The following is a 23,906-nucleotide window of genomic DNA, read 5'->3' on the forward strand; positions in this document are numbered from 1 at the left end:
CATAGACATCAAAGGAGGTCAGACATCCATATGAAAGAAATCTACGTGGATGAAATTGTTTCAGCCATCCGAACCCTCTGCATGGAGGCAAACTATAATTTAAGTTCGGATATTATGACAGGCTTTCAGTCAGCCCTGAAAAGCGAATCTTCGCCTTTGGGCCTGGAGGTTTTAGAACGTCTTATCGAAAATGCTGATATTGCCCATAAAGAACAAGTACCAATGTGCCAGGATACCGGGATGGCTGTGCTTTTTGTGGAAATCGGTCAGGATTTGCACATAGCAGGCGGTAACCTGACGGATGCGCTTAATGAAGGAGTACGACAAGGATATGAGCAGGGATTTCTGCGCAAATCTGTTGTCAAGGATCCTTTTGACAGGGTCAATACGGGAGATAATACTCCGGCGATCATTCATTACGATATTGTTCCCGGTGATGCTTTGCGCCTTATTGTTGCTCCGAAAGGATTTGGGAGTGAGAATATGGGTGGCCTGAAAATGTGTAAACCTTCGGAAGGTTTGGCAGGCGCGATGGATTTTGTTGTTGATACGGTAGACCGAGCCGGCGGAAACCCTTGCCCTCCGATTATCGTCGGTGTGGGTGTTGGAGGAACTATGGAGAAGTCTACCTTCTTGGCTAAGAAGGCCTTGCTTCGTGAAGTAGGAATCCATAACCAAGATGAACGTTTGGCAAAGATTGAAAAAGAATTATTAGAGCGTATTAATCGACTGGGTATCGGACCCCAAGGATTTGGCGGCTTGACGACAGCGCTGGCCGTCAACTTAGAGGTATATCCCACGCATATCGCCGGCATGCCTGTGGCCGTGAATATAGGCTGTCATGCGACGCGGCATAAGGAAATCACATTACAAGGGAGGGAGAGCAAATGAGTGACGTAAAACGCATCGAAACCCCTCTTACGCAAGAAAAACTCAAGACCTTAAAAGCGGGAGACAATGTTTTATTAAGTGGTGTTATTTATACGGGACGAGATGCTGCTCATAAGAAAATGGTTGAAGCTTTGGAGCAAGGTCATGAATTGCCCTTCGCTATGAAAGATCAAGTAATTTATTTCGTGGGGCCGACTCCAGCTAAGGAAGGGCAAGTGATTGGCTCGGCGGGACCAACGACAAGCGGCCGGATGGATGCTTATTCCCCTAAGTTAATTGCTCAGGGTTTAACAGGAATGATAGGCAAAGGACTGCGCAGTCCTGAGGTTATAGATGCCATGAAGGAACATGGTGCCGTTTATTTTGGGGCTATCGGCGGGGCTGGCGCTCTTATTGCCAAACGTATTGTTTCGGCAGAAGTAATTGCTTATCCTGAACTGGGACCGGAAGCTGTTCGACGGTTAGTTGTCCAAGACTTTCCGGTAATTGTGATTATTGATCAAGAAGGAACGAATTTGTATGAGAGCGGGAAGGCCCAGTATAGAACCGTTTAAGCTCAAAATTGGTCACAAAAGCTTCACAATTTCTTAAAGTAGAATTGAGGATTTTAAGATATAATAAGATATTATTGGAAATCCTTGATAGGAGTGCTAACTATGGATTATTGCCCTTTTTGTGGAGCCCGTGAGGTAGGCAGAATTGGCCGTGAACGTTATTATTGTCGCGAGTGTTGTCATGAGTGGACTAAGGGAGGTGGAGAGGTTAAGATTTATGAGGTTATGTCTGATGGATCGGTTGAACCACTGATCCTTGACCATGAATCTATCACTCATGTTATAACTCGTCCTGCCGTTCGCCGAGCCGGATGAATCGAATTTTGAAGATTAACTAAAGCATAGCAAGAGGTTTTTACTTACTAAGGCTTGACATAAGTACATGACAACAGAATCAACTCAAGGAAAAGAGAGCTCGAAATCGGGCTCTCTTTTTGTTTTGAGAAAATTATCATTGGATTTTGATAGTAAAAGCAGGATTTTGTCGACTATTAATAGAATTCTAAAAATCAAGTATAAAAATTCTAAGATAAATATGAGTGATAAGATAAATATGAGTGAAATGACAATTGGATAGTTTATCCTGTGGGTCTTTCGTTAACTTCAGGTGGGGTGGAGTCCACCTTTGCCGCTAAGTATTCCTATTGGGAAAGGCGGAACGGCAATAATGTCCACTGGACATTATTGTATCTGAAGCTCCGATGTTCGGCTTTAGCTGAACGACTTCACCGATACCGATAAGGGTTAAGTAATTGATTAACAGGGGAATTATTCAGATCAGATAGTATAGTTCATTAATTGGCGAAGAAATTAACCTGGCAAGAAAAAGAATAATTAACTTAAGAAAGGGTGCATAACATTGATACAATTACATCAATTTGAGCTGACAGAATCGACTCGGTTGTTGAAGATTGATTCCGAGCAGTTGAGCCTGCTTAAAGAGGTACATGCGATTATTGAGAAGGATGCCGATCAAATCATTACCAACTTTTATGCCCATGTTACGACGATTCCGGGTTTGAAAGCAATTATTGATCGTTTTTCTTCGGTGGATAAGCTTAAAATTACGATGAAGAAATATTTGCTCTCAATTTGTCCGGAGACGATTGACGAACAATTTATGCAATGGCGTGTGACTATTGGAGAAGTACATAATCGTATCAATTTACCGCCTTTTTATTATTTAAGCGCTAATCAGGTCTTATGTGATGAAATTATTCCTTTGATCTATAAACATTTCAAGAAAAAAACTGATTTGGCACTGCGCTCAGCCTTAGCTTTTCAAAGAATTTTGAGTTTTGACCAGCAGGTTGTTATGGCTAGTTATATACAATCCTATATGAATGAGATTGATAAGAAAGCCGAATTGGAAAAGGCACTGTTTGAGATTGACAGTTTGCAGCGGAGAGTCAATGAAGCGAGTCAGGCTTTGGCAGCAACTTCGGAGGAAACGGCTGCATCTGCGGCTGAAATGAATGAAGCGACCACTCGTATTTCCGATAATGCGTCCGAAGCAGCAGAATTTTCGAGGAAAGTCGATGCTTTAGCTCAAGAAGGTGCGAGTAAAATTCGAATGATTTCCGAAACTATTCTGCGTTTGGCAGACATGGCCTCCGACATGCAGGAAAAGATGAACCAGTTGGATCAAAGTTCAGTCCGCATTGCTTCGGTTACAGATGTTATTCGAGAAATAGCTTCTCAGACTAACCTTTTGGCCTTAAACGCGGCTATCGAAGCGGCACGGGCCGGAGACAGCGGCCGAGGCTTCGGTGTTGTTGCTGAAGAGGTTAAGAAACTGGCCACCAATTCAGAACAATCGGTTCGGGAAATTAGTGCTCTTATTACCCAGAGCAAAGAAAATACCATAGCCGTTAATCAGTCCATTGAGGAAACTACGGATGCTATGAAAAACGCAGCAGTAGAGGCAGGAGAAGTCGTCAATCGCTTCGGTGATATTATGTCAGCCATCAATTCCAGTATTCAACAAGTTCAGGGAATCGCTCAGCAGATTGATGCCTTAGCTATGACGGCAGGACAGATCGGAGCAGCCTCGGAAGATGTCGCTAATTCGGCCACATCACTGGCGCAAATGGGCATGAGGGAATAGAGAGGGTTAAGTTGGTGGAGAAAATGTCTTTGCCTGAGGATGCTTTTTACATTCGGAGAATGTGGAGCTTTTCCCGAGCTCTTGACCTCGGGTTAGTTGATGAAGAGGTTGAACGCGGATTTAAGTTTGCGGTCGGGCAGCAGCACGGAGAACGGGTAGCTTATATTGCCATGCGTCTGGGCCGCAGTTTGGGACTTCAGAAAACGGAATTGGTACATTTAACGGTGGCAGGTCTGCTCCATGATATTGGGGCCATGGGTTCCTTTAGGACTCACTATGGCAACGCTCAGCTTCTTAGCAGGCACTGTCTGGTCGGTTCAGCGATCGTTGAGCGTTTTCCTTCGGGAGCAATTCTTGCCCCTGCGATAAAATATCACCATGAAACGCCGGGTTCAGTTCGGAGCGCCTTAGGTGTTCCTGCTGCTGAAGTCCCGCTGATGGCAAAAATTTTATCCTTAGCCGATCAGGTGGATTTGCATCTGTCTCGCCGTCGGCATACCCGTAAAGAACGGGAGGAACTACTACGCTGGATTTCCAAGGAAAAGGGAGTTTTGTTTTTTCCCGAACCGGCGGCAGCCTTTGAACAAATAGCCGTCAAAGAATCCTTTTGGCTGGATATCGAGCAGCCGGATTTGCTGCAAATTGTTTTAGGGCTCTTGTTTGGGAAGTGGCATGTTCCCTTGACCAGAGAATTAGAAACTACGGGATTTACTGATGAGCTGGCAGCGACGTTTGCAGATCTTATCGACCAAAAAAGCAGTTTTACGGCTCGCCACTCACGGTCAGTGGCAGAGGTTGTGGAACGTTTAGCTGAAGGTTTGGGTTGGAGTGAACAGCAACGTCACGAAATCTATGTAGCGGGTTTGCTCCACGATTTAGGCAAGCTCTCTATACCGAAAAAGATCTTAGATAAGCAAGGGTCTTTAGATGCCTCGGAGGTAGATATCATCCGAACTCACACGTATTATACTCATCGTTTGTTGACTGAGGCCGGTTTCCCGACGCGGATGGTTGAATGGGCAGCTCATCACCACGAACGTCTTGACGGCAAAGGTTATCCCTTTGCACTTAAGGACAAGGAAATCGATGTTGGCTCTCGGCTCATGACGATTGCAGATATGTTTGCTGCTTTGACTGAGGATCGTCCCTATCGGCCTGCCATGTCAACAACTGAAGCCCTCGATATTATTCAACGAGGTGCGGGCACTAGTGTTGACGGGGAATTAATTGTTTTAGCCAAAAGAGTGCTCTTCTGTCGTTAAGACAACGCATTTTGTTTGCGCAAATTGCTTGTCTTTGTGATGACTATATATTAATAGTATGTGTCTTGCTGTAGTTACTTGTTCAGTGATCAAGCAATTTAGAGAAAGCACATACTTTTTTTTATTTAAGGACGAATTTATGGTAAAGTGGAACTATTGAATAGAGAAAGGCGCGATTACCTTGTTTTACCCTTTTGAAATGGAACGTTACCTTGAAACCTTGTTAGGCGAAAGGGATCCTTTGCTGCGGGAAATGGAAGAACAAGCTCTTCAGGAAACTATACCTGTGGTGACACCGGCAGTGGGGAATTTTCTCAGCTTGTTGGCCGCTATGAATAAAGCTCAGTCAGTTTTGGAAATTGGCACTGCCATCGGCTATTCTACGATCTGGCTGGCCCGGGGGATTGAGAAGAGCGGAGGTCATGTTACGACCATCGATATGAATAAAGACCGCTTGTCACGAGCCAGAGGTTATTTCCAACGTGCGGGACTTCTGGAAAAAGTCACAGCTCTGGAAGGCGATGCCCGCAAAATTTTGCCCAGCTTAACTTCAGGGTATGACTTTGTTTTTATTGATGCAGCTAAGGGAGAATATTTGGATTATTTAAAGCTGATCGATGGTTTAATTATCCCAGGCGGAATCTTGGTTGTTGACAATGTTCTTTTTCGGGGCTGGGTAGTACCGGACAGTAATTTTGCCCCGAAATATGAGCGCATGGTCGGCGGGTTGAGGAAATTTCTGCAGGAACTTTGCGCTAATCCGGACTATGTGACTTCGGTTCTGCCATTTGGAGACGGCGTATCTGTCAGCAGGAAAGCTGAAAAAGGGAGATAGTTATGGGAGAATGGCAGCCTCTCCGGAGATCATCCCAGCGATTTCAGGAAATAGACCTTTTAAGAGCCAGCGCAATTGTATTCATGGTGATTTTTCACGCAGTTTATGACCTTCATGAATTTGCCGGAGCGGCTGTTGATTATCGAGCACCTTTCTGGTTTATCCTCGGCAAGACGTCGGCGCTGCTCTTTATTCTCTTATCCGGGCTGTCCAGCGGTTTAAGTACTTCCCCCGTTCGCCGGGGCTTAAACGTTTTGCTTTATGGAATGGGCGTTACTTTAGTGACGTACCTGGTTATGAAAGAGGAGTACGTCCGCTTTGGAATTTTACATTTTCTAGGGACAGCCATGATTTTATCTCCTTTCTTCAGGAGATTGTCCTCGCGTCTCCTTGGGGTCATAACCGTTTTGATTGCTTTCTTAGGGTTTTGGTTTAAAACACTTACGGTTCAGACAAGTTTCCTCCTCCCTTTGGGTCTGATGTATGAGGGATTCAGCTCCATTGACTATTACCCGCTGTTCCCCTATTTAGCGGTGACTATCATTGGCATACTTATTTACAGGCATTTTTATGCCCAAGGAACCGGAATTAATTGGCGTCTTCCTGGCTGGGTACAATGGTTAAGTCGGAATTCCTTAGGAATCTATCTGATTCATCAACCGATTCTTTTGCTGCTCCTATACTTAAGCAAACATTTGTAAGATAATAATGAAGTATCGGAGTTTCATTAAACCTGATCATAGAAGGGAGTAGGTATTGAAACGATGTTTGTCCATGAACATTTGATGCAGGCCGTATATTTTGCCCCGCGAGGGAGAAAACGGCTGTTGTTTTTGGGAACAAATATACAGCAGCGTTATTTAAGCCCGGAAGACAAGCTGATTGGCTTTGTGGGAGATGCGGGTGCCGGTAAGTCGCTGCTAATTCGGGGAATGTTTCCTGGTCTGGAATTGACGAATGATGATGACGGTATTAATATCCGGCCGCTGCCCTTAATGGAAGATGCGGAACGTAACCACTTTCGCTGTCATACCTACCATTTGGATGTCCGTTTTGAGTCGGCCTTTACCCAGCCTTGGCAAATTGCGGAGGCCATCCAGAAAGCCATTGCTAAGGGGCATAGAGTGGTTGTTGAGCATTTTGATCTTGTATATCCTCACTTGGGAGCCAATGCCGAAGTTTTAATCGGTGTCGGGGAAGAAGTCATTGTTACACGTCCGACGGTCTTTGGGCCTGAACCACAAAGTATTGCCGATATTGTTTTTGAGTCTATCAAATATAGGCGCATGGCCCATAGTGCCGAAGATCTAACATCGATGATTTTGGAAGAAATGGGCTTGGAAAGGCCCGAAGTGCATAGTGATATAAAGCATGGCTTTGTGTTAGAACTTCCTGAGAAACCTGACATTGATTTAGACTTAGTGGAACAGCGCGTCTTAGATTTGATCAAAGCAGACCTGGCAATTTGTTTTGCCGATGACGAGCACATCCGAGTTGGCGAAATGATGTATCCCTGTACCGGTCCGCGCATCCACATTCGAAGAACCAGTGATATTAAAGGGTTTCACCTCCTTAAAGAATTCCGCTTTGATCCTATTGCCCGGCTCTATACCGTTGCTGGGATTGTTGGCGAAGCGGCGATGATAACTCGTTCGATTGATTTGTTTGGAGGCAGAAATCAAAACGCAGACGGTAAGTAGTAGATAAATTATTTGTGTATTATTGGCATTTTTAGAAGCGATCTGGTAAACTAAACTAGCAAGCTATAGGTAAAGAAAGGTTAGGTTAATAATGCAGCGTTCATATGATCGGGCCGCAGATGGTCTGCGCCCTGTTAGAATTACTAGACAATTTACGAATGCACCGGAAGGATCAGTTCTTATTGAAGTTGGTCAGACACGGGTTTTATGTACGGCGAGTGTAGAAGAAAAAGTTCCTCCCTTCCAAAAAGGGACGGGAAAAGGCTGGGTAACTGCCGAATATGCCATGATTCCCAGGGCCACCCAAACTCGAACCCAGCGCGAGGCGACCAAAGGAAAGCTCACTGGCCGCACTATGGAAATCCAGCGTTTAATCGGCCGCGCGTTGCGCTCCGTTGTCGACTTGAAAAAATTAGGTGAACGGACGATATGGCTGGATTGTGACGTACTGCAGGCTGACGGCGGTACAAGGACAGCTTCCATCACTGGAGCTTATGTAGCCTTGTTGGATGCCATACAGTATTTGCTTGAAAAGAAGCTGATTAAAACGAATCCTATTATGGATACCTTGGCTGCGGTTTCCGTCGGCAAGGTTCTGGGAACTCAAGTCCTGGATTTGGACTATGAGGAAGACTCGAAAGCAGAAGTCGATATGAATGTGGTTATGACAGGAGCAGGAAAATTCGTGGAAATCCAAGGAACTGCAGAAGAAGTTCCTTTTGATCGTGCCGATTTGGATGTGTTTCTGCGCTTAGCGGAAAAAGGGATTCGTTCCCTCATGGAAGTTCAGAAGACAGCAATTGAGACGAATTCATGATGAAGATATTATTAGCTACCCAAAATCAAGGAAAAGTAAGGGAACTACAGGAACTGCTGGCTGATGAAGAGATTGAAGTAGTTTCGCTGCAGGATCTTCCCGATTGGGAAGAGGTTGAAGAAAACGGAGAAACCTTTGCTGAAAATGCGGCCTTAAAAGCCAGAGCAGCCGTGCAAAGAACCGGCCTAATTGCTTTGGCCGATGATTCGGGCTTGGAAGTCGATGCTCTAAACGGTGCTCCTGGGGTATTCTCTGCCCGCTTTGCCGGAGAGCCCAAAGACGATGAACGCAACAATGACAAGCTCTTGGACCTTTTGGAAACGATCCCTGATGATAAAAGAACGGCCCGTTTTCGTTGTGCCCTGGTTATTGCGGCTCCCGAAGGGAAAGAATATCTTACTGAGGGAACCGTTGAAGGGAAAATCCTCAGGCAGCGGCGGGGGACGGACGGTTTCGGTTATGATCCCTTGTTTTTAGTGCCGGAATTGGGTAGAACTTTAGCTGAAATATCCTTGACTGAGAAGAATGATTTGAGTCACAGAGCGAGGGCCTTCCGCAAGGCGATTCCCATATTGCAGGCCCTCAAAGGCTAGGTCCCCATTATGAACGAACGAAATTCGATTCATAAAAAAACTTTAAATTATTGAGCATAAATTCTTGACGAATACTTGGAGATGAGCTATACTAATCAAGTCACCAATCGGGGCATAGCGCAGCTTGGCTAGCGCGCCTGCCTTGGGAGCAGGAGGCCGGGGGTTCGAATCCCTCTGCCCCGACCATTATTCCCAACTTGTCTAGGTTTAGGAGTAACCTGGGTTGACAATCGTAATCTCTCAAACTGCGCCTGTAGCTCAGTTGGATAGAGCATCTGCCTTCTAAGCAGGTTGTCGGGGGTTCGAGTCTCTCCAGGCGCACCAACTGATTTTACTTTACTATGGTGGGTGTGGCGAAGCGGTTAACGCACCGGGTTGTGGTTCCGGCATTCGTGGGTTCGAAACCCATCACCCACCCCATATCAGAAATTAAAGTCAAGAGTTATTCTTGGCTTTTTTTATCTTCGAGAGGGTCAGCACCCTATATAGTGCTGACTTTTTATTTTACTTGCTGTATATGGTGAATTTTCTTCTTAATCTGGAAAAATTATTCTTTCCAAGATATAATTACGGAGAAACTCGGGAATATCCTTGATTATGAATAAGGGCTGTTTTTTGATAAGCAAAATTAGTTAGGGAAATACTGTTTATATAAGCAAATCGTTCTAAAAAGGAGAGTTGATCCTTTGAAGAATATCTTAAAACTATATAGCAATGACCTCAAACGGATAAAATCAAATCCCATTGCCTTAATAATCATTGCCGGATTATGCATCTTACCCTCCCTCTATGCCTGGGTAAATATCTTGGCTTGCTGGGATCCCTATGAAAACACCGGTTCAATTCCGGTGGCGGTAGTCAATCAGGACCAAGGTGTTACATATCAAGGAAAACTGATTAATATCGGCAATACCGTTGTCAATACACTAAAGACGAACAAACAGATTGGCTGGAAATTCGTGTCAGACAATGAAGCGAATTTAGGGGTCGTTGACGGGACCTATTTTGCAGTTATCGAGATCCCAAGCAATTTTTCAGCGAGTTTTGTTAGTTTTCTAACGACTGCTGCGAAGAAACCAGAAATCGTTTATAAGGTGGATACGAAGACCGATCCTGTTGCCGGCAAAATAACGGAGGCAGCTAAAAGTTCGCTCGTGGACCAGATTTCAACCAGCTTTATATCTACTGTCAACACAAGTATTTTCACCATGTTTAATAAAGTCGGCGCAGATGCAGCAGCGAATAAAAGCAAGATCATTCAATGGAAAGATGAAATAATCCAGATTAATCGGAACATGAGTTTGATCTTACCGCTGCTTCAGGACATCAACAGCCGGTCTGGTAACTTAAGCTCGTTCCTGTCAGAAATCCAGGCAGCCATGCCGGGAGTGGATAATCAATTAAGCGATCTGGCTCAAATTAACGACAATAACTCGGCAATGCTTAAAACGACTCAGCTTACCTTAAACCAATCTTTTGATACGATCGAGACAGGTTTGAATAATGCTCAAGCTTCAGTGAACAGAATCCATGATTTGCTGCAAAGCGTAAATTCCTTAGCAGCCAACACGTCTGCATCTCAAGTAAATTCCACCATAGGGCAGATAAACCTGGAGCTGGAGGCTCTCAATAACCAAATAAGCACTATTATTACTTACTTGCAGAAATTTAATGATATTAATCCCAGCACACACCTGGCTAAGCTAATTGCTTCTTTGCAAAGCATTAAAAACTCCTTGACATCCGAAACCAATCAATTAAATTCTTTACAGCAGCAATTCAATCAAGCCAATACAATCAATCAAACACTGTGGCAGCAATTAGATGAGATAACAACAAATCTTAACTCCCAAATCATTCAGACGGCCAATTCCTATAATGGCAGCGCTCGAAAGGATCTGAACGCTATTGCGGGCAATCTGACTAATGCTGCCAACGATGCTTCAAATCTCATAACATCGGCTCAGGGACTTCAAGCTCAAATCAATAATCTCATGGGAACAGCAATTCAAGGCAGTCAATTGGCCGCCAAAGTATCCGGTGATTTAAGAAGCAGGTTATTAGAGTATCAAGAGATTATCTCTGCTTTGAGCGATAAACTTCAGATGGTCAGCAATAATGACTTAGCGCAAATATTAAGCATACTTCAGAGTAATCCTGAATTAATGGGAAGTTACATTGCTTCGCCCTTTAATTTGCAGGAGGAGTCTATCTATGGAGTGCCAAACTATGGCTCTGCTATGGCCCCCGTCTATACAGTGTTAGCTCTTTGGGTGGGAACACTCATCTTAACGTCCTTGCTCAAGACGGAAACTGCCTATTTCGAAGGGATTGAGACCTTGTCGCTCCGTGAGAAACATTTTGGCAAAATGTTAACCTTTATCACGTTAGCCCTTGTGCAGGGACTCATTGTTTCTCTGGGAGATAAGCTGTTGTTAGGCGTGTATTCAGTCAGTACTCCTCTGATGATTGTGGCCGCTTTAATGTCATCACTAACCTTTGTCATTATCACCTATACCTTAGTCTCTCTGCTGGGTAATCTCGGGAAGGCTTTAGCCGTTATTTATATGATCGTGCAATTAGCGGGAAGCGGAGGGACGTATCCTATCCAGGTTGACCCTTTAATTCTTAGAATACTCCAGCCGACATTTCCCTTCACCTATGCAATTGCCCTTTTTCGGGAGGCAATGGCCGGCCCGTTAATCAGCAGTGTCGCCTTAGATTTTTTCATGCTGATCCTCATTTCAGTCATATTCATTCTGTTGGGCTTTTTTCTTAAAAAGGTTTTATACGAGCACGTTCGTAAGTTTGAAACGAATTTTAAGTTGTCGGGAATCGGAGAGTAAGTTTGAATTCTGTAACAGTTAGGAGCCTGGCATGAAAGAATTACTCGGAGTCTTTAGGCAAGATTTGAAGAGCATTATTACGAGCAAAGCAGCAATTTTAATCATTATAGGCTTGGGCATTCTGCCTTCGTTATACGCCTGGATCAATATCCGAGCCAGTTGGAACCCTTATGCCAACACGGGCAATCTGCCTATAGCAGTAACGAACGATGATCAAGGCACATCCTTTAATGGTCATGAAATTAACGTGGGGAATCAGATTATTACAGAACTAAAAAAGAATCAATCGATCCACTGGATAATCCTCGATTCCTGGCAGGCAAACTATGGGCTCAATGAAGGATACTACTACGCTCTCATAGAGATCCCCAGCGATTTCTCGCAAAAGTTAGTAAGCCTGACAAGTGTAACTGCCCCCAAACCCCATATTACCTATAGGGTTAATGAAAAACTAAATGCTATCGCCTCCAAAATTTCCAATGCGGCAACACAGGAATTAGCCGATAGCATTAAAAGCAATTTTCTGGCAACAGTTACGAAGGAAGTCTTGGAAACCTTAAATCCCGTGGCAGGAAATATTCAGGCCAACAAGGCCAAAATCCTGCAGATAAAAGATACATTGACTCAGGCGGGCAGTGACCTGGAAGCGATTCGAGGATTCATCAATAAGGCAAATACTAACTCTGAAGCTTTACAAGGCTATTTAAAAACTGTTAAAACAAATCTGCCTCAAATTACGGCCCAAATTAACAATTTACAAAGTGCTGCCGAAGCCAATAAATCTCTGGTGCTTTCTACAAAGCAAGCGATTAACAACACGGCTGCAGAGATGAATAACGATTTGATTCAGCTGGAAGCCATTAATCAGCAAAATCAGCTCTTGTTGTCGACCTTGAAGCAAATGATCTCGACTTCAGACTCCGGTAATCTGATAAATATTATCAATGAACTCTCAAGTCCTCTTCATTCGGCCAATAATTTAATCGATGCCGATATTAACAGCTTAGAATCTATCAATAAAAGTTATCCCAACAGCTCAATAAGCCAATTGATAAGCATGCTTAAGGATTTGCAGGGATTAGTCAGCGATGAAGAAATAAAAGTAAGCGCACTCAAAACACTTCTTAACAACGGCGCTTCCCAAGCGTCTCTAACTTCGGCTCTTGATCAAGTTTCTGCTCTAAATCAAGAAATTGCCAATAACCTTGTACCAATAACTAATAGTTTTTATTCTGCGGGGCTAAAGGTTTTTAACAATCTCTCGGATAATTTTACAAGCGGCTTGGATAATATTAATACGATCCTGGAATCTACAAAGGTGATTGTGCCTCAGTTAAATGCTTTAGCCAATTATGGTATAGCGGGCAGTGAGATATCCAGACAAGAGGCTAGTGATTTAAACAATCAACTCGCAAATCTTCAGAACGAATTAAATCAATTACAGGTTAAACTCAAGGACTTAAACGAAAATAACCTTAATACGATGATTAATTTGATGAAAATGAATCCTGGCCAGGCTGCCAGTTTTCTCTCTTCGCCTATTGATGTCAAAGAGGTTGATATTTACAACATGAAGACGTTTGGGGAGGGCTTAACTCCTTTTTATACTGTTTTAGCTATTTGGGTGGGAGGCCTGCTGTCCTCGTCTTTATTGAGTGTTGAACATACTGCTTATGGAGATAATGAGAAAAGAACATTGACGCTGATCCAAAGACATTATGGCAAAATGCTTTTATTTATGGCCATTTCCCTTGTACAGGCGATTATCGTAACGTTAGGCGACAAATTCATCTTAGGAGTCATTCCGGCAAATATGCCCCTAATGGTCGGCTTCGCTTTGCTTTCGGGGATTTGCTTCACCAGCATCATCTTTACCTTAGTCTCGATCTTCGGCAATGTTGGTAAGGCGATTGTCGTGGTCATGATGGTTTTTCAGATTGCCGGCTCCGGAGGAATTTATCCTATTCAAACAAACCCGAGAATCTTTGGAATCCTGCAGCCTCTCTGGCCTTTTACTTATGCTATCGGAGGATTTCGGGAAGCGATAGCAGGTCCATTATGGGGCAAAGTAATCAACTATGCAGCTGCTCTGCTTATCTTCAGCCTTGTATTTCTCTGCCTGGGGATTTTAAAAAAGCCCTTTCACAGGCTTACGGAACTAATGGAGCGTAAATTTAAGGAATCAGGGCTATAGGTGCTCAAAAAGGGCAAGGGATTATCAGACATAACATAGCAGGATTTGGGAAGATTACTAAACGAGAATTAGGTTTTATCCAATCGCAAGGGGGCCAAAAGAGGAGGACTGAGAGTCTAACGATGGGAGATCAAAACAAGCTGGGAAAGTATGGCTTAACCGCTCTGATTACTGTTGTTTTTATTGTCTTGTTAGTGGCCTTTTTCTACTATGATCGTCAGAACCGGATCTCTGACGTTATTCAGGCCTGGGGCATTTGGGGAGTTGCTTTTGCAATTTTACTGATGACAGCAATCTGCATGACGCCCATACCCTCAGAAGGGCTGGTTATTATGTTTTTGAAAGTCTTTGGAGTGTATGAGGGGGTATTCTTTGCCTGGATCGGTTCGACATTCAGCTCCTTGGTTATTTTTATTCTTGTGCGATATTATGGTCAAACCCTGATGAAAAAACTTATTTCGCCGGAACGTTTCAACACAGTTGATAATTGGGTCAAAGGCAAAGGGTCTCTCGGTTTACTAGTGGCCCGGCTGCTTCCTATCCCTGCCTTTGCTGTTAATTATATAGCAGGCGCCATGCCCTCGATGCAGTTATGGACTTATCTCTGGACCGCTGCGGTTTCCATGATTCCGTATTATATCGGTACGGCTCTTGTTTTTTTGGGAATTGCGCGGGCAACCTGGATTTGGCTGGTTTTGGGATTTGCTGCCCTGGCACTATTCTGGGGAACGAGTTATTTTCTTAATAAAAGGAAAACGGTATTTTAGGGGGTTTTGGCATACTCCTTAGTAAAAGCTTCGCTGAGCGCTTATGCATTTTGCAACGGCCTATCTTACGATTGGGTAAAAATAATTTTCGTGCCCCCCTTAAAACGTCCTTTATATACGTAAGAAATAATAGTACGTACTAAAGCACAAAAAAGGGGACTATGATAAGTTATGAACAAAATGCAGCACATGAAAAGAAAAATAGCTATCGCCGCAACATTTACCTTACTTACCCTGCCTGTTGGTTCCGCTCTGACACTCGCTGATACTGTTTCCTCTGCCGCTTCGGCAACCAATGCAACTGCAACTACGGCTACAACTACAGCTACAGCTGCAAATACAAATTCAGATTCAAATACAGTTGTGCCTCCCTTAGACCCGACAGTGCCTGTAACGGTATCTCCGGCGACTGTTGTTGATGGTAATGGCAATACCGTCACAGCCGAAAATTGGTTCACAGATTTATTAGGCAAAATTCAGCTTATGTTGACCTCCGATCCCGTTAATAAGGCTTCTATTAATGAGCACCATGCTTTAGCAAATCTAGCCGAAGCTAAGAAACTTATGCAGCAAGGAAATTCTCAGGCAGCTGAAGCCTGTCTGTCTCAATACTCAGACAAGATCAGTCAAGCTGAAAATTTTATTAACCAAGCAAAAGATCCAAACAGTCAAACGGCTAAAGCTCTCACCATAGCTCTCGCAAATGTGAATTCAAACAATATTGAGGTGTTAAGCAGTTTGTTGGATAAGCTTCCCCCTCAAGCCGCACAAAGATTAGCCTTGAATATTGTTAAAACTATGGAAAAGGCTGTAACTAAATTGCCTGCTGAAGGGACGGATTCCACCGCGGGTACGACTTCAAGTACTTCTTCGAGTACGAATTCGAGTACGACGGTTCCTTCCGGTACTTCTGCATCAACGTCAGGATCTGTGACTGATTCCGGCTCAGTGACAGCAAACTCGAATCCAACAAATACTCAACCGGTAACAAATAATACTAAGCAATTAGAAAAGGATGCTAAAGCCGCTTTAGAAAACTTTAAGAAGTCCTTGAAGCAAAATGTAAAGCTTAACCTCGATGATCAAGACCAGGATGAGGATAATTCCGGGACCCAGCAAGTTACACCTGCTCGGCATACTCCGATGACTCAAGGAGCCATGATGTCCGGCCCTAAGACCGGTTCCAATTTTGTTCATCCTTCCGTAAAAGGATCGCCAAATTCAGAGCATGGAAATGGGCCGAAAAGTAAAAGTCAAGGCAGAGAAGACCATCAAAGAGATTAGAGATGGGGTAGCTGAATCCCCTGAGATGGCAGGGGAACAATAGTTAAAAAAGTACTCCCGTACACTTCAGTAGTGTGCGGGAGTTTCTATAGTCAGCGATACATTGCTTCGTTTATCGAATACAAGGCCTTTCTGGAAGGTATTCCACCCGCTTCAGCCGTGGGAGTGTCAAAATTATGGTATACTGATATTCAAGTAATAATCAGAGCAGATAAGGAGAGAAGATTTTGGGCAAAGCTAAACCTACCCCCGATGATCTGCGTCGTCAAATTGGCTACAATATGATTACCTTTTTGGGTGTCTTTCTTTTTTTGCCCATCATTTGGTTTATTCATCTTTTTACCAAAGACTCAAGCTTGTATTGGCGTTGGGGTATTAGTTCGGCTCTCCTCGTCGTAATCAATATCGTTTTATATTACTGGAACTATCCGGAGAATTGGCTGAAGAATTTGCTGTTTTTGATAGGAATTGATCTGATCATTTTACTATCTGAATATTTTTGGTTATTACGGAGCATGGGGTAACAGTGTGATAGGTAAACCCAGGTTACAAGTTATGGTAGTTTATAGTGACTTTGTTGTGAGTTTATGGCTTGGGCGAGTTGTAGTCTATCCCTTGCCTTTTTGTAAGATATATGGTATTATATTTTTTGCTACGTGGTTTCAACATGCGGGAGTGGCGGAACTGGCAGACGCACTGGATTTAGGTTCCAGCGGGCAACCGTGCAGGTTCAAGTCCTGTCTCCCGCACCAATTTAAAAGTAGAATCCTCCTTTTAACCGTTTGGATTTAGACGGCTAAAAGGAGGATTTTTTGTGTCTAGACGAATTAAAAAATGTTCAGAAACAACAATCAATGATTATAATTAACACATTTCGAAAAACGATAGCTGTATTTTATAACTAACTTCAGAGTCATAAACTCTTTTAAAATTTTACCAAAACTGTATACTTTTTATGAAGTCAATTGTCTTAATAAGAGAAGAACTTTCTGGAAGGATTTATTGAATGAGAAAAGATGTCCTTACTAATTTATATAACAAACATGCTTTAATTATATATAGGTACTTGCTAAAGCACGGTTGCCGTAGAGATGTTGCAGAAGAAATTGTTCACGATAGCTTTGTAAAGGCAATTGAACACTTTGATGACATAGAACCAGAAAGGCTTCCTTCGTGGATTTTTAAAGTTGCTTTAAATAACTTCCGAAATTACCTGAAAAAAGCTTCTGTTAGAGAGGAGTTATTAATTGATTGGAGTCATTTTTTAGAAAGATTATCATGTGAGTATGAGACTGAAGATATTCTTTTGGCGAAAGAAAAGATATTTGAAATTTATGATTGCCTTAATAGATTAAAAGAAAGTTATAGGGAATTATTGGTATTGAAATATGAAATGGAGTTGAGTTGCAAAGAGATTGCAAAGATATTAGGACTTTCTGAACAAACAGTTAAGACCTATTTACTAAGGGCAAGAACAGAATTTAAAAGTGTATGGGGTGATAAGTATGGAAGATAAAATGAATAGCGATGAATTAGACCAAATTTTCGATGAGGATAAATTAAATAGAGCTATAAAAAAAGGCAAACGAAAATCTACTATACGAACTGTTTTAATTTCTATACTTATAGCGTGCTTGGTATTTGTGCTCATTACATTAGGTAATACTGCATTGACTATTAACATGAGTAATAAAACATTTGAGTCTTTGAGTGCCTACATTGAACTGACTGTACCGAACGGCTACATTAGTAATTCAGCTGATACTCTCGGTTTCTTGGGGGGGAGAAGTAATTACACTATAAGCCGAACTGTGGGGAATAAAATTGTAGTCTTAGAAGAACGGGTACAACCTTTTGGACTTCTGCCTCAATTTATCATGACAAGGGGGCAAGGAGGAGGTCAAGTTGCTGGCGAATGGCCTTTGAATTGTTGGGAATTTGGTTACAATAAAATGTTATTTTTTCTGCCCCAAATTACGTATAAAGAATATAAAAATGATTTGGCAGAGTTGAGCCAAATCGGAAGCGATAAATTGATTGAGGTTGGATTATCTTTTGATAAGCCCTACACTTTTTCCGAATTATCCCATATTCTCCCCAATGCTAATATTAGTTGGTACTGGGTGGACACTTTTACGAAGGATGATATGGTTCGCTATGAGAAAGAGGCTAAAGAATGCGATGGTAAAGCCACATTTATTAGTGAGTTCGAAACTTTAGGTGTTGATAAAACACCACCTATTAGTATTAATACCTTTGACTCGGATTACAACAATTTCCTTTATAATTTAAAAATCAGCAAAAACCAAAAATTCTTGAACATCTTTAATAATCTTAATTCTAAAGGTTATACCGACCCCTCGAAAGTTCCTATTTTGGGAGCTATAGCTTATGGTACAAAGGAGCAATTAAAACCACTAATTGAGAATCCTCATATAAAGGCGTCTTCATTTGGCGTAATTACTGAGAAGTATTAATTTTGTTACCGATGGATTAAGGTGTTTTACTGGCGTTAGCTGGTATGTCCTAAGAAGCCCCCACCTCTAAGCTTCTTGGACCCGTGCTATAACTCGTTAGCAATTGTTTCTAATTTATGGGCTATTGCATTTAATTCTTCAATTGTTGCAGATATTTCCTGTATGGAAGAAGCTTGCTGGTTAAATACCACATTTGTGCCTTCAACTTTTTGTTTAATATTGGCAGAGAGTTTTTGGGTGGTTTTTATCGCTAAGTTAATGTTTTTGATTGACTCCTTACTGGATTCGGACAACTTTCTAATTTCTTGAGCTACGACTCCGAAGCCTCGACCCAAATCTCCAGCCCTAGACGCCTCGATTTGTGCGTTTAATCCTAGCAAATTTGTTTGTTGAGCAATATTGTTAATAAAACTTAAAATTCCGTCCGTATTCTTAGCCTGGTCATTTAAATTAGCAACTATAGTAGAAATTTCTTGATTAGCATTTGATATATCTGTAACACCAACCAAAACTTCATTAATCGATAATGAAATTTGGTTAATAGCAGATGCTACATTTTCAGACATTGTTGTGATGTCGCGCTTCATAGAGGGTCGTCCAACGACAATTGTTCCAGCCACTAAACCATGTTCATCTTTGATAGGAATACCAACGGTTTTGAATTCCATTGGAAGACACATGACTCTGCGTCCTTAGTTTTCACTAAGTTTGCCTTTGCATTAGTGAAGTTGTTCAGAAAGGATATTCTTTAAAGCATAACACAATAAAACCTAATGATATGTCGAAAAGCGTCGAAAAAATAATAATAAGTAACTTAACAGAATCATGTTGGGAACAATAATATTCATCACGTAAATTGCTAAGATGAAGGGTGATTAAAGCAACATCAAGTGTTGCCGCAAGGAAGAATTTCGTGATATGTAAACATTTGCTAAATATTTGCCGATAATAACATAAGAAAGGACTCAATTAATTCCTGTTTCGGGAACGATTTGAATTAGATAATAAATTGTTTCCGTTGGCATTAATAATGTAAGGAGGAAAATTGCTATGGAAATAACAGGACTTAATAAATACTATTATACTGATGCATCATCAAAAAAAGGTGAGTGCAAAAATAACAGTGATACAGGCATAAATATGGCTGAAGTATTTAAAAATGAGATATTAAATTGGAAAGAAAAAGTTGGAGAAAAGGTTAATGAAGATTTGAAAAATGATCGTGAAAATAATATTAAGATGTCTGAAAAACAATGGCGTGCTTTACTAAATAAGGTGGACAGTGCAATTAATGCTCATCGCCAACCTGTAAAAACAGATGTTAATGTTCATCGTTCCAAACCCAATGATGTAAATAAACAAACCCAAAAACATAAGTGAAGGCCCTTAGGCCCTCATCGCAGCTACTAATTTCTTTGTTCCCACCATATTGATGGCCTTTTTAAATTGTATGCTTGTATTTGAGTTTGAATCTAAAATGAGCAAATGACACAATTTAAAAGTAAATTCTCCTTTTAACCGTTTGGATTTTGACGGCTAAAGGGAGGATTTTTCGTTTTTTAATGACGCCAGTTTTGCCATTAATAATTGTTATGAGATTGAGCCGATTTCTTCTTCAATAAATTATTGACACAAATAAATATAATATGGTAAAATATTATTTTTAATTTTCCTAGTTTTGTGATATACTTAGGGTGTTAGTCTGGAGGTAGACGGTATGATATTTAACGTTGGTGACAAGATTATATATCCAGTTCATGGGGCTTGTGTTGTAGAAGCAGTTGAAGAAAAAGAGATCTTAGGGGAAAGAAAACTCTGCTACATTTTGAACATTCCTCAGGAGAAATTGCATGTTATGGTTCCAATGGACAAAGCTGTTGATATGGGTATGCGTCAGATGGTTAACCATGAGATATTGGAAAATGTACTCAGTGATTTTAACCTTGGAAATACTGACCCGATTATTCTTGAAAATCAACGATGGTGCAAAGATATTAATAAAAAGAAATTTAAAAGTGGTGACATTTATAAAGGTGCGGAAATTATCCGTGATTTAACACGTAAGAGTCAAATAAATAAACTTGGAGCAGATGACGTAAACATGTTGAATAATGCACGTCATGTTTTTGTCAGTGAGATAATGGAGGTTAAGGGCCTTAAAGAGGAACAAGCAGTTCGTTTATTGGATGAAGTGTTGAACTCCTAGTGATAATCTCAAGTACGGTTTTAGAGAACGTTTTGCTTATGCCTGAATTCTTGTTTTAATGCTCATAGTATCCATATTTAGGAAATATATATTTAAGAAATAGTTTATTAAGTATTTGACTTATTTCTTCATTACAGTTATACTTAATAAGCTCGTTAATATTTGCGGATTTACGAAAACCTTCCTCTGTTGCCTAAAGCTATAGGAAGCAATAAATACTTCCCATGTAGCGCGGGTAATTTGATTTGGAGGTTTTTTTAATGCTTGAAGACAAAATTTTAACATGTAAGGATTGTGGTAGTGAGTTTACTTTCACCGCTTCCGAGCAAGAATTCTACGCCGAAAAGGGATTCGCTAATGAACCCGGTCGGTGCCCAAAATGCCGTTCTGCCAGAAAGGCACAAGGCAGAAACAATAGTGGATACTCTCGCCCTCAAAGAGAAATGTTTCCTGCAATCTGTGCTAATTGTGGAAAAGAAACGACAGTGCCTTTCCAACCGACGGGTGATAAACCAGTATATTGCCGTGACTGTTATCAACCACGCACGAGAAACAATTGGTAATTATCTAATCGACCGAAGCCTTTCTAGGGTTAACACCTAGGAAGGCTTTTTTCACTTACTGTCGTTCAACGCCAATGTTATTTAACTTTGAATCTAAATGCTCATTTGGATAATCATGTTTATCAGTATTCCTATTGGAAAGGGCGGCTCGGCAATAATGTCCACTGGACATTATTGTATCTGAAGCCCCGATGTTCAGCTTTGGCTGAACGAGTTCACTTTATAGTGAGAATAGAAAATGGCAAAAGCGTTGGAACAACTCATTTCCAACGCTTTTGCCGTTTGTAGTCTTATTTTGTTAAGATAGCATCTTCTTGAGCTTGAGTAATCGTTCCGGCTGTAACTAATTTATCTAAAGCTGTTTTTAAGCCGGTGTTCTCTTTAGGTTGAGGCATAGCGTTCGTAATTGCAGTTTCTTGGTCAGCGGTAATGGTTCCTGCACTAACGAGACTGTCAAGAACGGTTTTCATATCTGTTTTGGTGCCGCTTTTTCGAGCTGTTTGCATAGCATTTTCAATTGCCGTTTCTTGAGCTTGGGTAATGGTACCTGCAGTGACTAAGCTATCGATTGGGTTTTTATGTTCTTTTTCCTTGAGGCCTTGATCATTAGGTTGAGGCATAGCGTTCGTAATTGCAGTTTCTTGGTCAGCGGTAATGGTTCCTGCACTAACGAGACTGTCAAGAACGGTTTTCATATCTGTTTTGGTGCCGCTTTTTCGAGCTGTTTGCATAGCATTTTCGATTGCCGTTTCCTGGGCTTGTGTAATGGTACCTGCAGTGACTAAGCTGTCGATTGGGTTTTTATGTTCTTTTCCCTTGAGGCCTTGATCATTAGGTTGAGGCATAGCGTTCGTAATTGCAGTTTCTTGGTCAGCGGTAATGGTCCCTGCACTAACAAGGCTGTCAAGAACGGTTTTCATATCTGTTTTGGTACCGCTTTTTCGAGCTGTTTGCATAGCATTTTCGATTGCCGTTTCTTGGGCTTGCGTAATGGTTCCTGCGCTTACCAGACTATCGAATGGATTGACACGTTGAGGCATGGATGCTTTTAGAGCATCGTTAATAGCCGTTTCTTGGGCAGAGGTTAAGGTTCCAGAAGATACTAAGCTGTCTAATCGACTTTTCAATCCTCCGTCAAAACCTCTTGAGTGAGACATTTGTGGTATTTTCGTTTGAGCTGATGATTGATTCATAGTTCCTGCAAAAGCTGCAGAAGAGGATAACAATGTAATGACGGCTGAAGCAAGAGCAATTTTGGTCGTTTTGTTGAATTTCATAGTTAAACACTCCTTGAAATCAATTTTGTATTTTGTACTTTATCCAAGTATACCGTTGATTTCGGAATGTACGCTGAACGTACGCTGAATGTTTGCTGAAAAACTTGTTAGGATTTTGTGAATATCAAATTAAAAGTATTAGTGTACGTATTCGATTTCGTGAACAACTGAAATAGAGAGCCGATCATTCTTCTCGATGACAGACTCTCTATTATATATTCCTTCCGATATTGGGAATGTTTATTCAGTTTTTATGTCCTTTTCCCGCTCTATTGGAATGCTGGTGTTTTTCTCCCCCGCCGGCTCTTTCATTGTGTTCCCCTTGTTTTTGCTCAGCGTGTACCTTCGGTGAAGTATTTAATAGGGGTGCCGTATCTGCGGTTCCGGAGGCAGTTCCGTTTACTCCAAAAGTCTGATTAAGCGAATCTAAGGCAGTCTGTTCTTCGTCAGTTAAGCTGCTCGCTTCTGTTTCGTTTAAGGAATCGTCTTCAATACTATTTGTTACGGATGCCGCTCCATTAGTTGTAGGTGTTACTTCATTAGTTGTAGGTGTTACTTCATTAGTTGTAGATGCCGCTTCATTTGTTGTGGTTGTCACTTCTTGGCTTTGCTGATCAGTCTTTTCTGTTCTATCAACACTCTTTTCCATAGACCGAACAATGTTAAAAGCCAGTCTTTCAGAGGCTTTGGAGGGTAGTTTATCTAATAAATTTCCTAATACTTTAATATTCTGAGCGTGATCATTACTAACGGCAAGCTCTAGTTTTGGCATTGTATCGGAGTCCTTTGCGGAAAGTTCTTCTAAAAAGTCTTGTGCTTCCTTTAGTTTCTTGGAGTATTCATCCGTAGGTACTTGCGTTTCTCCAGTATCCCCAAGTTCAGTTAAAGTATCACTTTCAGACGTATTTCCCGGAGTTTGATCCGTTTGCGAGTTAGTAGTAACTGTAGAATCGGTTCCTAATTTGGTTTGAAGTTTATCAATAAGTTGTGGTAACCAATCAGTTGATGAGGAATCAGTTGTGGCATCAACACTTGTCGTTGCATTTATATTCGTGCTTGTACTCGTGGGAACACTATCTTCAGCTAGGGCTAGAGGAGCGATAAGAGGGAGTGAAGTAAGTGATACGGATAAAGCTAATGTAAGAATGTGCTGTTTTTTCATTTATGATCTTCCCCCTAATTTGAATTTGATTAAATTATAACGAATTTAATATAGATAAATCTAGACTAATTCAATAACTCGGGAAATTGGCCTAAAAAATCGGGACTTTTGAACTATTACGTTTTTAATGTCTTCAGACAAAAGTTAATGGGCAAGCATAGAGGAAATTTCCGTAATGGCCGGAAAACTTAACGAAATTGCTCTTAATTTATAGGTTTACTATAAAGATAAACTATCAGAAAAGTATAATCTCCAGCAAATTCAGTTGGGCATTAGCCAAAGCCAAACTGTCAACTTCTTTGAGCCATTCAAAGTCTTTCTTGAGTTCAGCGGGTAATAAGTATTTCTGTTGTTTCAACGCTTCTTTATCA

Annotated in this window: 24 protein-coding genes, 4 tRNA genes and 1 riboswitch; of the genes, 24 read left to right on the plus strand and 4 right to left on the minus strand. The window is 41.5% G+C overall.

Annotated features, from left to right (window positions below):
- The first annotated feature begins 30 nt into the window (after positions 1–30).
- From B5771_RS15310 to B5771_RS15415, 21 genes are all read left to right on the plus strand, one after another.
- The gene (locus tag B5771_RS15310) at positions 31–891 is read left to right on the plus strand and encodes a fumarate hydratase (protein ID WP_088188321.1); all 861 of its coding nucleotides are present in this window, start codon (positions 31–33) and stop codon (positions 889–891) included.
- Positions 888–1,445: a Fe-S-containing hydro-lyase gene (locus B5771_RS15315; protein ID WP_088188322.1), complete on the plus strand. Its 558-nt coding sequence runs from the start codon at positions 888–890 to the stop codon at positions 1,443–1,445. The genes B5771_RS15310 and B5771_RS15315 overlap by 4 nt, the downstream gene beginning before the upstream one ends.
- Positions 1,446–1,547: 102 nt before the next feature.
- Positions 1,548–1,760 carry a hypothetical protein gene (locus B5771_RS15320; protein ID WP_047811534.1) on the plus strand — a complete coding sequence of 71 codons (213 nt, stop codon included), beginning with the start codon at positions 1,548–1,550 and terminating at the stop codon, positions 1,758–1,760.
- Positions 1,761–2,304: 544 nt separating this feature from the next.
- The gene (locus B5771_RS15330; RefSeq protein ID WP_088188324.1) at positions 2,305–3,552 is read left to right on the plus strand and encodes a globin-coupled sensor protein; all 1,248 of its coding nucleotides are present in this window, start codon (positions 2,305–2,307) and stop codon (positions 3,550–3,552) included.
- A gap of 29 nt (positions 3,553–3,581) precedes the next feature.
- Positions 3,582–4,814, plus strand: a complete 1,233-nt coding sequence (locus tag B5771_RS15335) for an HD domain-containing phosphohydrolase (protein ID WP_088188581.1) — start codon at positions 3,582–3,584, stop codon at positions 4,812–4,814.
- 181 nt (positions 4,815–4,995) lie between these two features.
- A complete protein-coding gene (locus B5771_RS15340) occupies positions 4,996–5,649 on the plus strand; it encodes an O-methyltransferase (RefSeq protein ID WP_088188325.1) in 654 nt (217 codons plus the stop codon).
- Between the two features lie 2 nt (positions 5,650–5,651).
- Positions 5,652–6,350, plus strand: coding sequence for a heparan-alpha-glucosaminide N-acetyltransferase (locus B5771_RS15345; protein ID WP_088188326.1), 699 nt, complete (start codon positions 5,652–5,654; stop codon positions 6,348–6,350).
- Positions 6,351–6,413: 63 nt separating this feature from the next.
- The gene (locus B5771_RS15350; protein ID WP_088188327.1) at positions 6,414–7,349 is read left to right on the plus strand and encodes an alanine-tRNA synthetase second additional domain-containing protein; all 936 of its coding nucleotides are present in this window, start codon (positions 6,414–6,416) and stop codon (positions 7,347–7,349) included.
- Between the two features lie 91 nt (positions 7,350–7,440).
- Positions 7,441–8,166 carry a ribonuclease PH gene (gene rph / locus B5771_RS15355; protein ID WP_088188328.1) on the plus strand — a complete coding sequence of 242 codons (726 nt, stop codon included), beginning with the start codon at positions 7,441–7,443 and terminating at the stop codon, positions 8,164–8,166.
- Complete coding sequence (locus B5771_RS15360) at positions 8,166–8,759, plus strand: XTP/dITP diphosphatase (RefSeq protein ID WP_088188582.1); 594 nt, start codon at positions 8,166–8,168, stop codon at positions 8,757–8,759. Before rph ends, B5771_RS15360 begins: the two co-directional genes overlap by 1 nt.
- 108 nt (positions 8,760–8,867) lie before the next feature.
- Positions 8,868–8,945 (plus strand) — tRNA-Pro (locus B5771_RS15365).
- A 61-nt stretch (positions 8,946–9,006) separates the two neighbouring features.
- A tRNA-Arg gene (locus tag B5771_RS15370) sits at positions 9,007–9,083 on the plus strand.
- A 20-nt stretch (positions 9,084–9,103) separates the two neighbouring features.
- Positions 9,104–9,179, plus strand: a tRNA-His gene (locus B5771_RS15375).
- A gap of 266 nt (positions 9,180–9,445) precedes the next feature.
- The gene (locus tag B5771_RS15380) at positions 9,446–11,605 is read left to right on the plus strand and encodes a YhgE/Pip domain-containing protein (RefSeq protein ID WP_088188329.1); all 2,160 of its coding nucleotides are present in this window, start codon (positions 9,446–9,448) and stop codon (positions 11,603–11,605) included.
- 31 nt (positions 11,606–11,636) lie between these two features.
- Positions 11,637–13,799, plus strand: a complete 2,163-nt coding sequence (locus B5771_RS15385; protein WP_088188330.1) for a YhgE/Pip domain-containing protein — start codon at positions 11,637–11,639, stop codon at positions 13,797–13,799.
- A gap of 122 nt (positions 13,800–13,921) precedes the next feature.
- Positions 13,922–14,566, plus strand: a complete 645-nt coding sequence (locus B5771_RS15390) for a VTT domain-containing protein (RefSeq protein WP_088188331.1) — start codon at positions 13,922–13,924, stop codon at positions 14,564–14,566.
- Positions 14,567–14,737: 171 nt separating this feature from the next.
- A complete protein-coding gene (locus tag B5771_RS15395) occupies positions 14,738–15,850 on the plus strand; it encodes a DUF5667 domain-containing protein (protein ID WP_088188332.1) in 1,113 nt (370 codons plus the stop codon).
- A 227-nt stretch (positions 15,851–16,077) separates the two neighbouring features.
- Positions 16,078–16,374: a hypothetical protein gene (locus B5771_RS15400; RefSeq protein WP_088188333.1), complete on the plus strand. Its 297-nt coding sequence runs from the start codon at positions 16,078–16,080 to the stop codon at positions 16,372–16,374.
- A 145-nt stretch (positions 16,375–16,519) separates the two neighbouring features.
- A tRNA-Leu gene (locus B5771_RS15405) sits at positions 16,520–16,602 on the plus strand.
- Positions 16,603–16,856: 254 nt separating this feature from the next.
- Positions 16,857–17,366, plus strand: a complete 510-nt coding sequence (locus B5771_RS15410; protein WP_088188334.1) for a sigma-70 family RNA polymerase sigma factor — start codon at positions 16,857–16,859, stop codon at positions 17,364–17,366.
- A complete protein-coding gene (locus B5771_RS15415; protein ID WP_088188335.1) occupies positions 17,356–18,327 on the plus strand; it encodes an anti sigma factor C-terminal domain-containing protein in 972 nt (323 codons plus the stop codon). The genes B5771_RS15410 and B5771_RS15415 overlap by 11 nt, the downstream gene beginning before the upstream one ends.
- A gap of 86 nt (positions 18,328–18,413) precedes the next feature.
- On the opposite strand, the gene B5771_RS15420 is transcribed toward B5771_RS15415, so the two are convergent.
- Entirely contained in the window at positions 18,414–19,007 is a 594-nt protein-coding gene (locus B5771_RS15420) for a methyl-accepting chemotaxis protein (protein WP_088188336.1), read from the minus strand.
- A riboswitch (cyclic di-GMP riboswitch) is annotated at positions 18,994–19,050 on the minus strand. It overlaps the preceding gene by 14 nt.
- Before the next feature lie 327 nt (positions 19,051–19,377).
- On the opposite strand from B5771_RS15420, the gene B5771_RS15425 reads away from it, so the two are divergent.
- The 3 genes from B5771_RS15425 (at position 19,378) to B5771_RS15435 (ending at position 21,096) form a co-directional block, all read left to right on the plus strand.
- Positions 19,378–19,707 (plus strand): hypothetical protein, encoded by a 330-nt coding sequence (locus B5771_RS15425; protein ID WP_088188337.1) that lies wholly within the window; start codon positions 19,378–19,380, stop codon positions 19,705–19,707.
- 340 nt (positions 19,708–20,047) lie between these two features.
- The gene (locus B5771_RS15430; protein WP_088188583.1) at positions 20,048–20,533 is read left to right on the plus strand and encodes a CarD family transcriptional regulator; all 486 of its coding nucleotides are present in this window, start codon (positions 20,048–20,050) and stop codon (positions 20,531–20,533) included.
- A 260-nt stretch (positions 20,534–20,793) separates the two neighbouring features.
- Complete coding sequence (locus tag B5771_RS15435) at positions 20,794–21,096, plus strand: zinc-ribbon domain containing protein (protein WP_047811525.1); 303 nt, start codon at positions 20,794–20,796, stop codon at positions 21,094–21,096.
- Between the two features lie 290 nt (positions 21,097–21,386).
- On the opposite strand, the gene B5771_RS15440 is transcribed toward B5771_RS15435, so the two are convergent.
- The 3 genes from B5771_RS15440 to B5771_RS15450 form a co-directional block, all read right to left on the minus strand.
- Positions 21,387–22,373 (minus strand): hypothetical protein, encoded by a 987-nt coding sequence (locus B5771_RS15440; RefSeq protein ID WP_088188338.1) that lies wholly within the window; start codon positions 22,371–22,373, stop codon positions 21,387–21,389.
- 244 nt (positions 22,374–22,617) lie between these two features.
- Complete coding sequence (locus B5771_RS15445; protein WP_088188339.1) at positions 22,618–23,535, minus strand: hypothetical protein; 918 nt, start codon at positions 23,533–23,535, stop codon at positions 22,618–22,620.
- A 235-nt stretch (positions 23,536–23,770) separates the two neighbouring features.
- Positions 23,771–23,893: a hypothetical protein gene (locus B5771_RS15450; protein ID WP_348982956.1), complete on the minus strand. Its 123-nt coding sequence runs from the start codon at positions 23,891–23,893 to the stop codon at positions 23,771–23,773.
- Positions 23,894–23,906: the final 13 nt, after the last annotated feature.

Source organism: Desulfosporosinus sp. FKA (assembly GCF_002196785.1).
GTDB lineage: Bacteria > Bacillota > Desulfitobacteriia > Desulfitobacteriales > Desulfitobacteriaceae > Desulfosporosinus > Desulfosporosinus acididurans.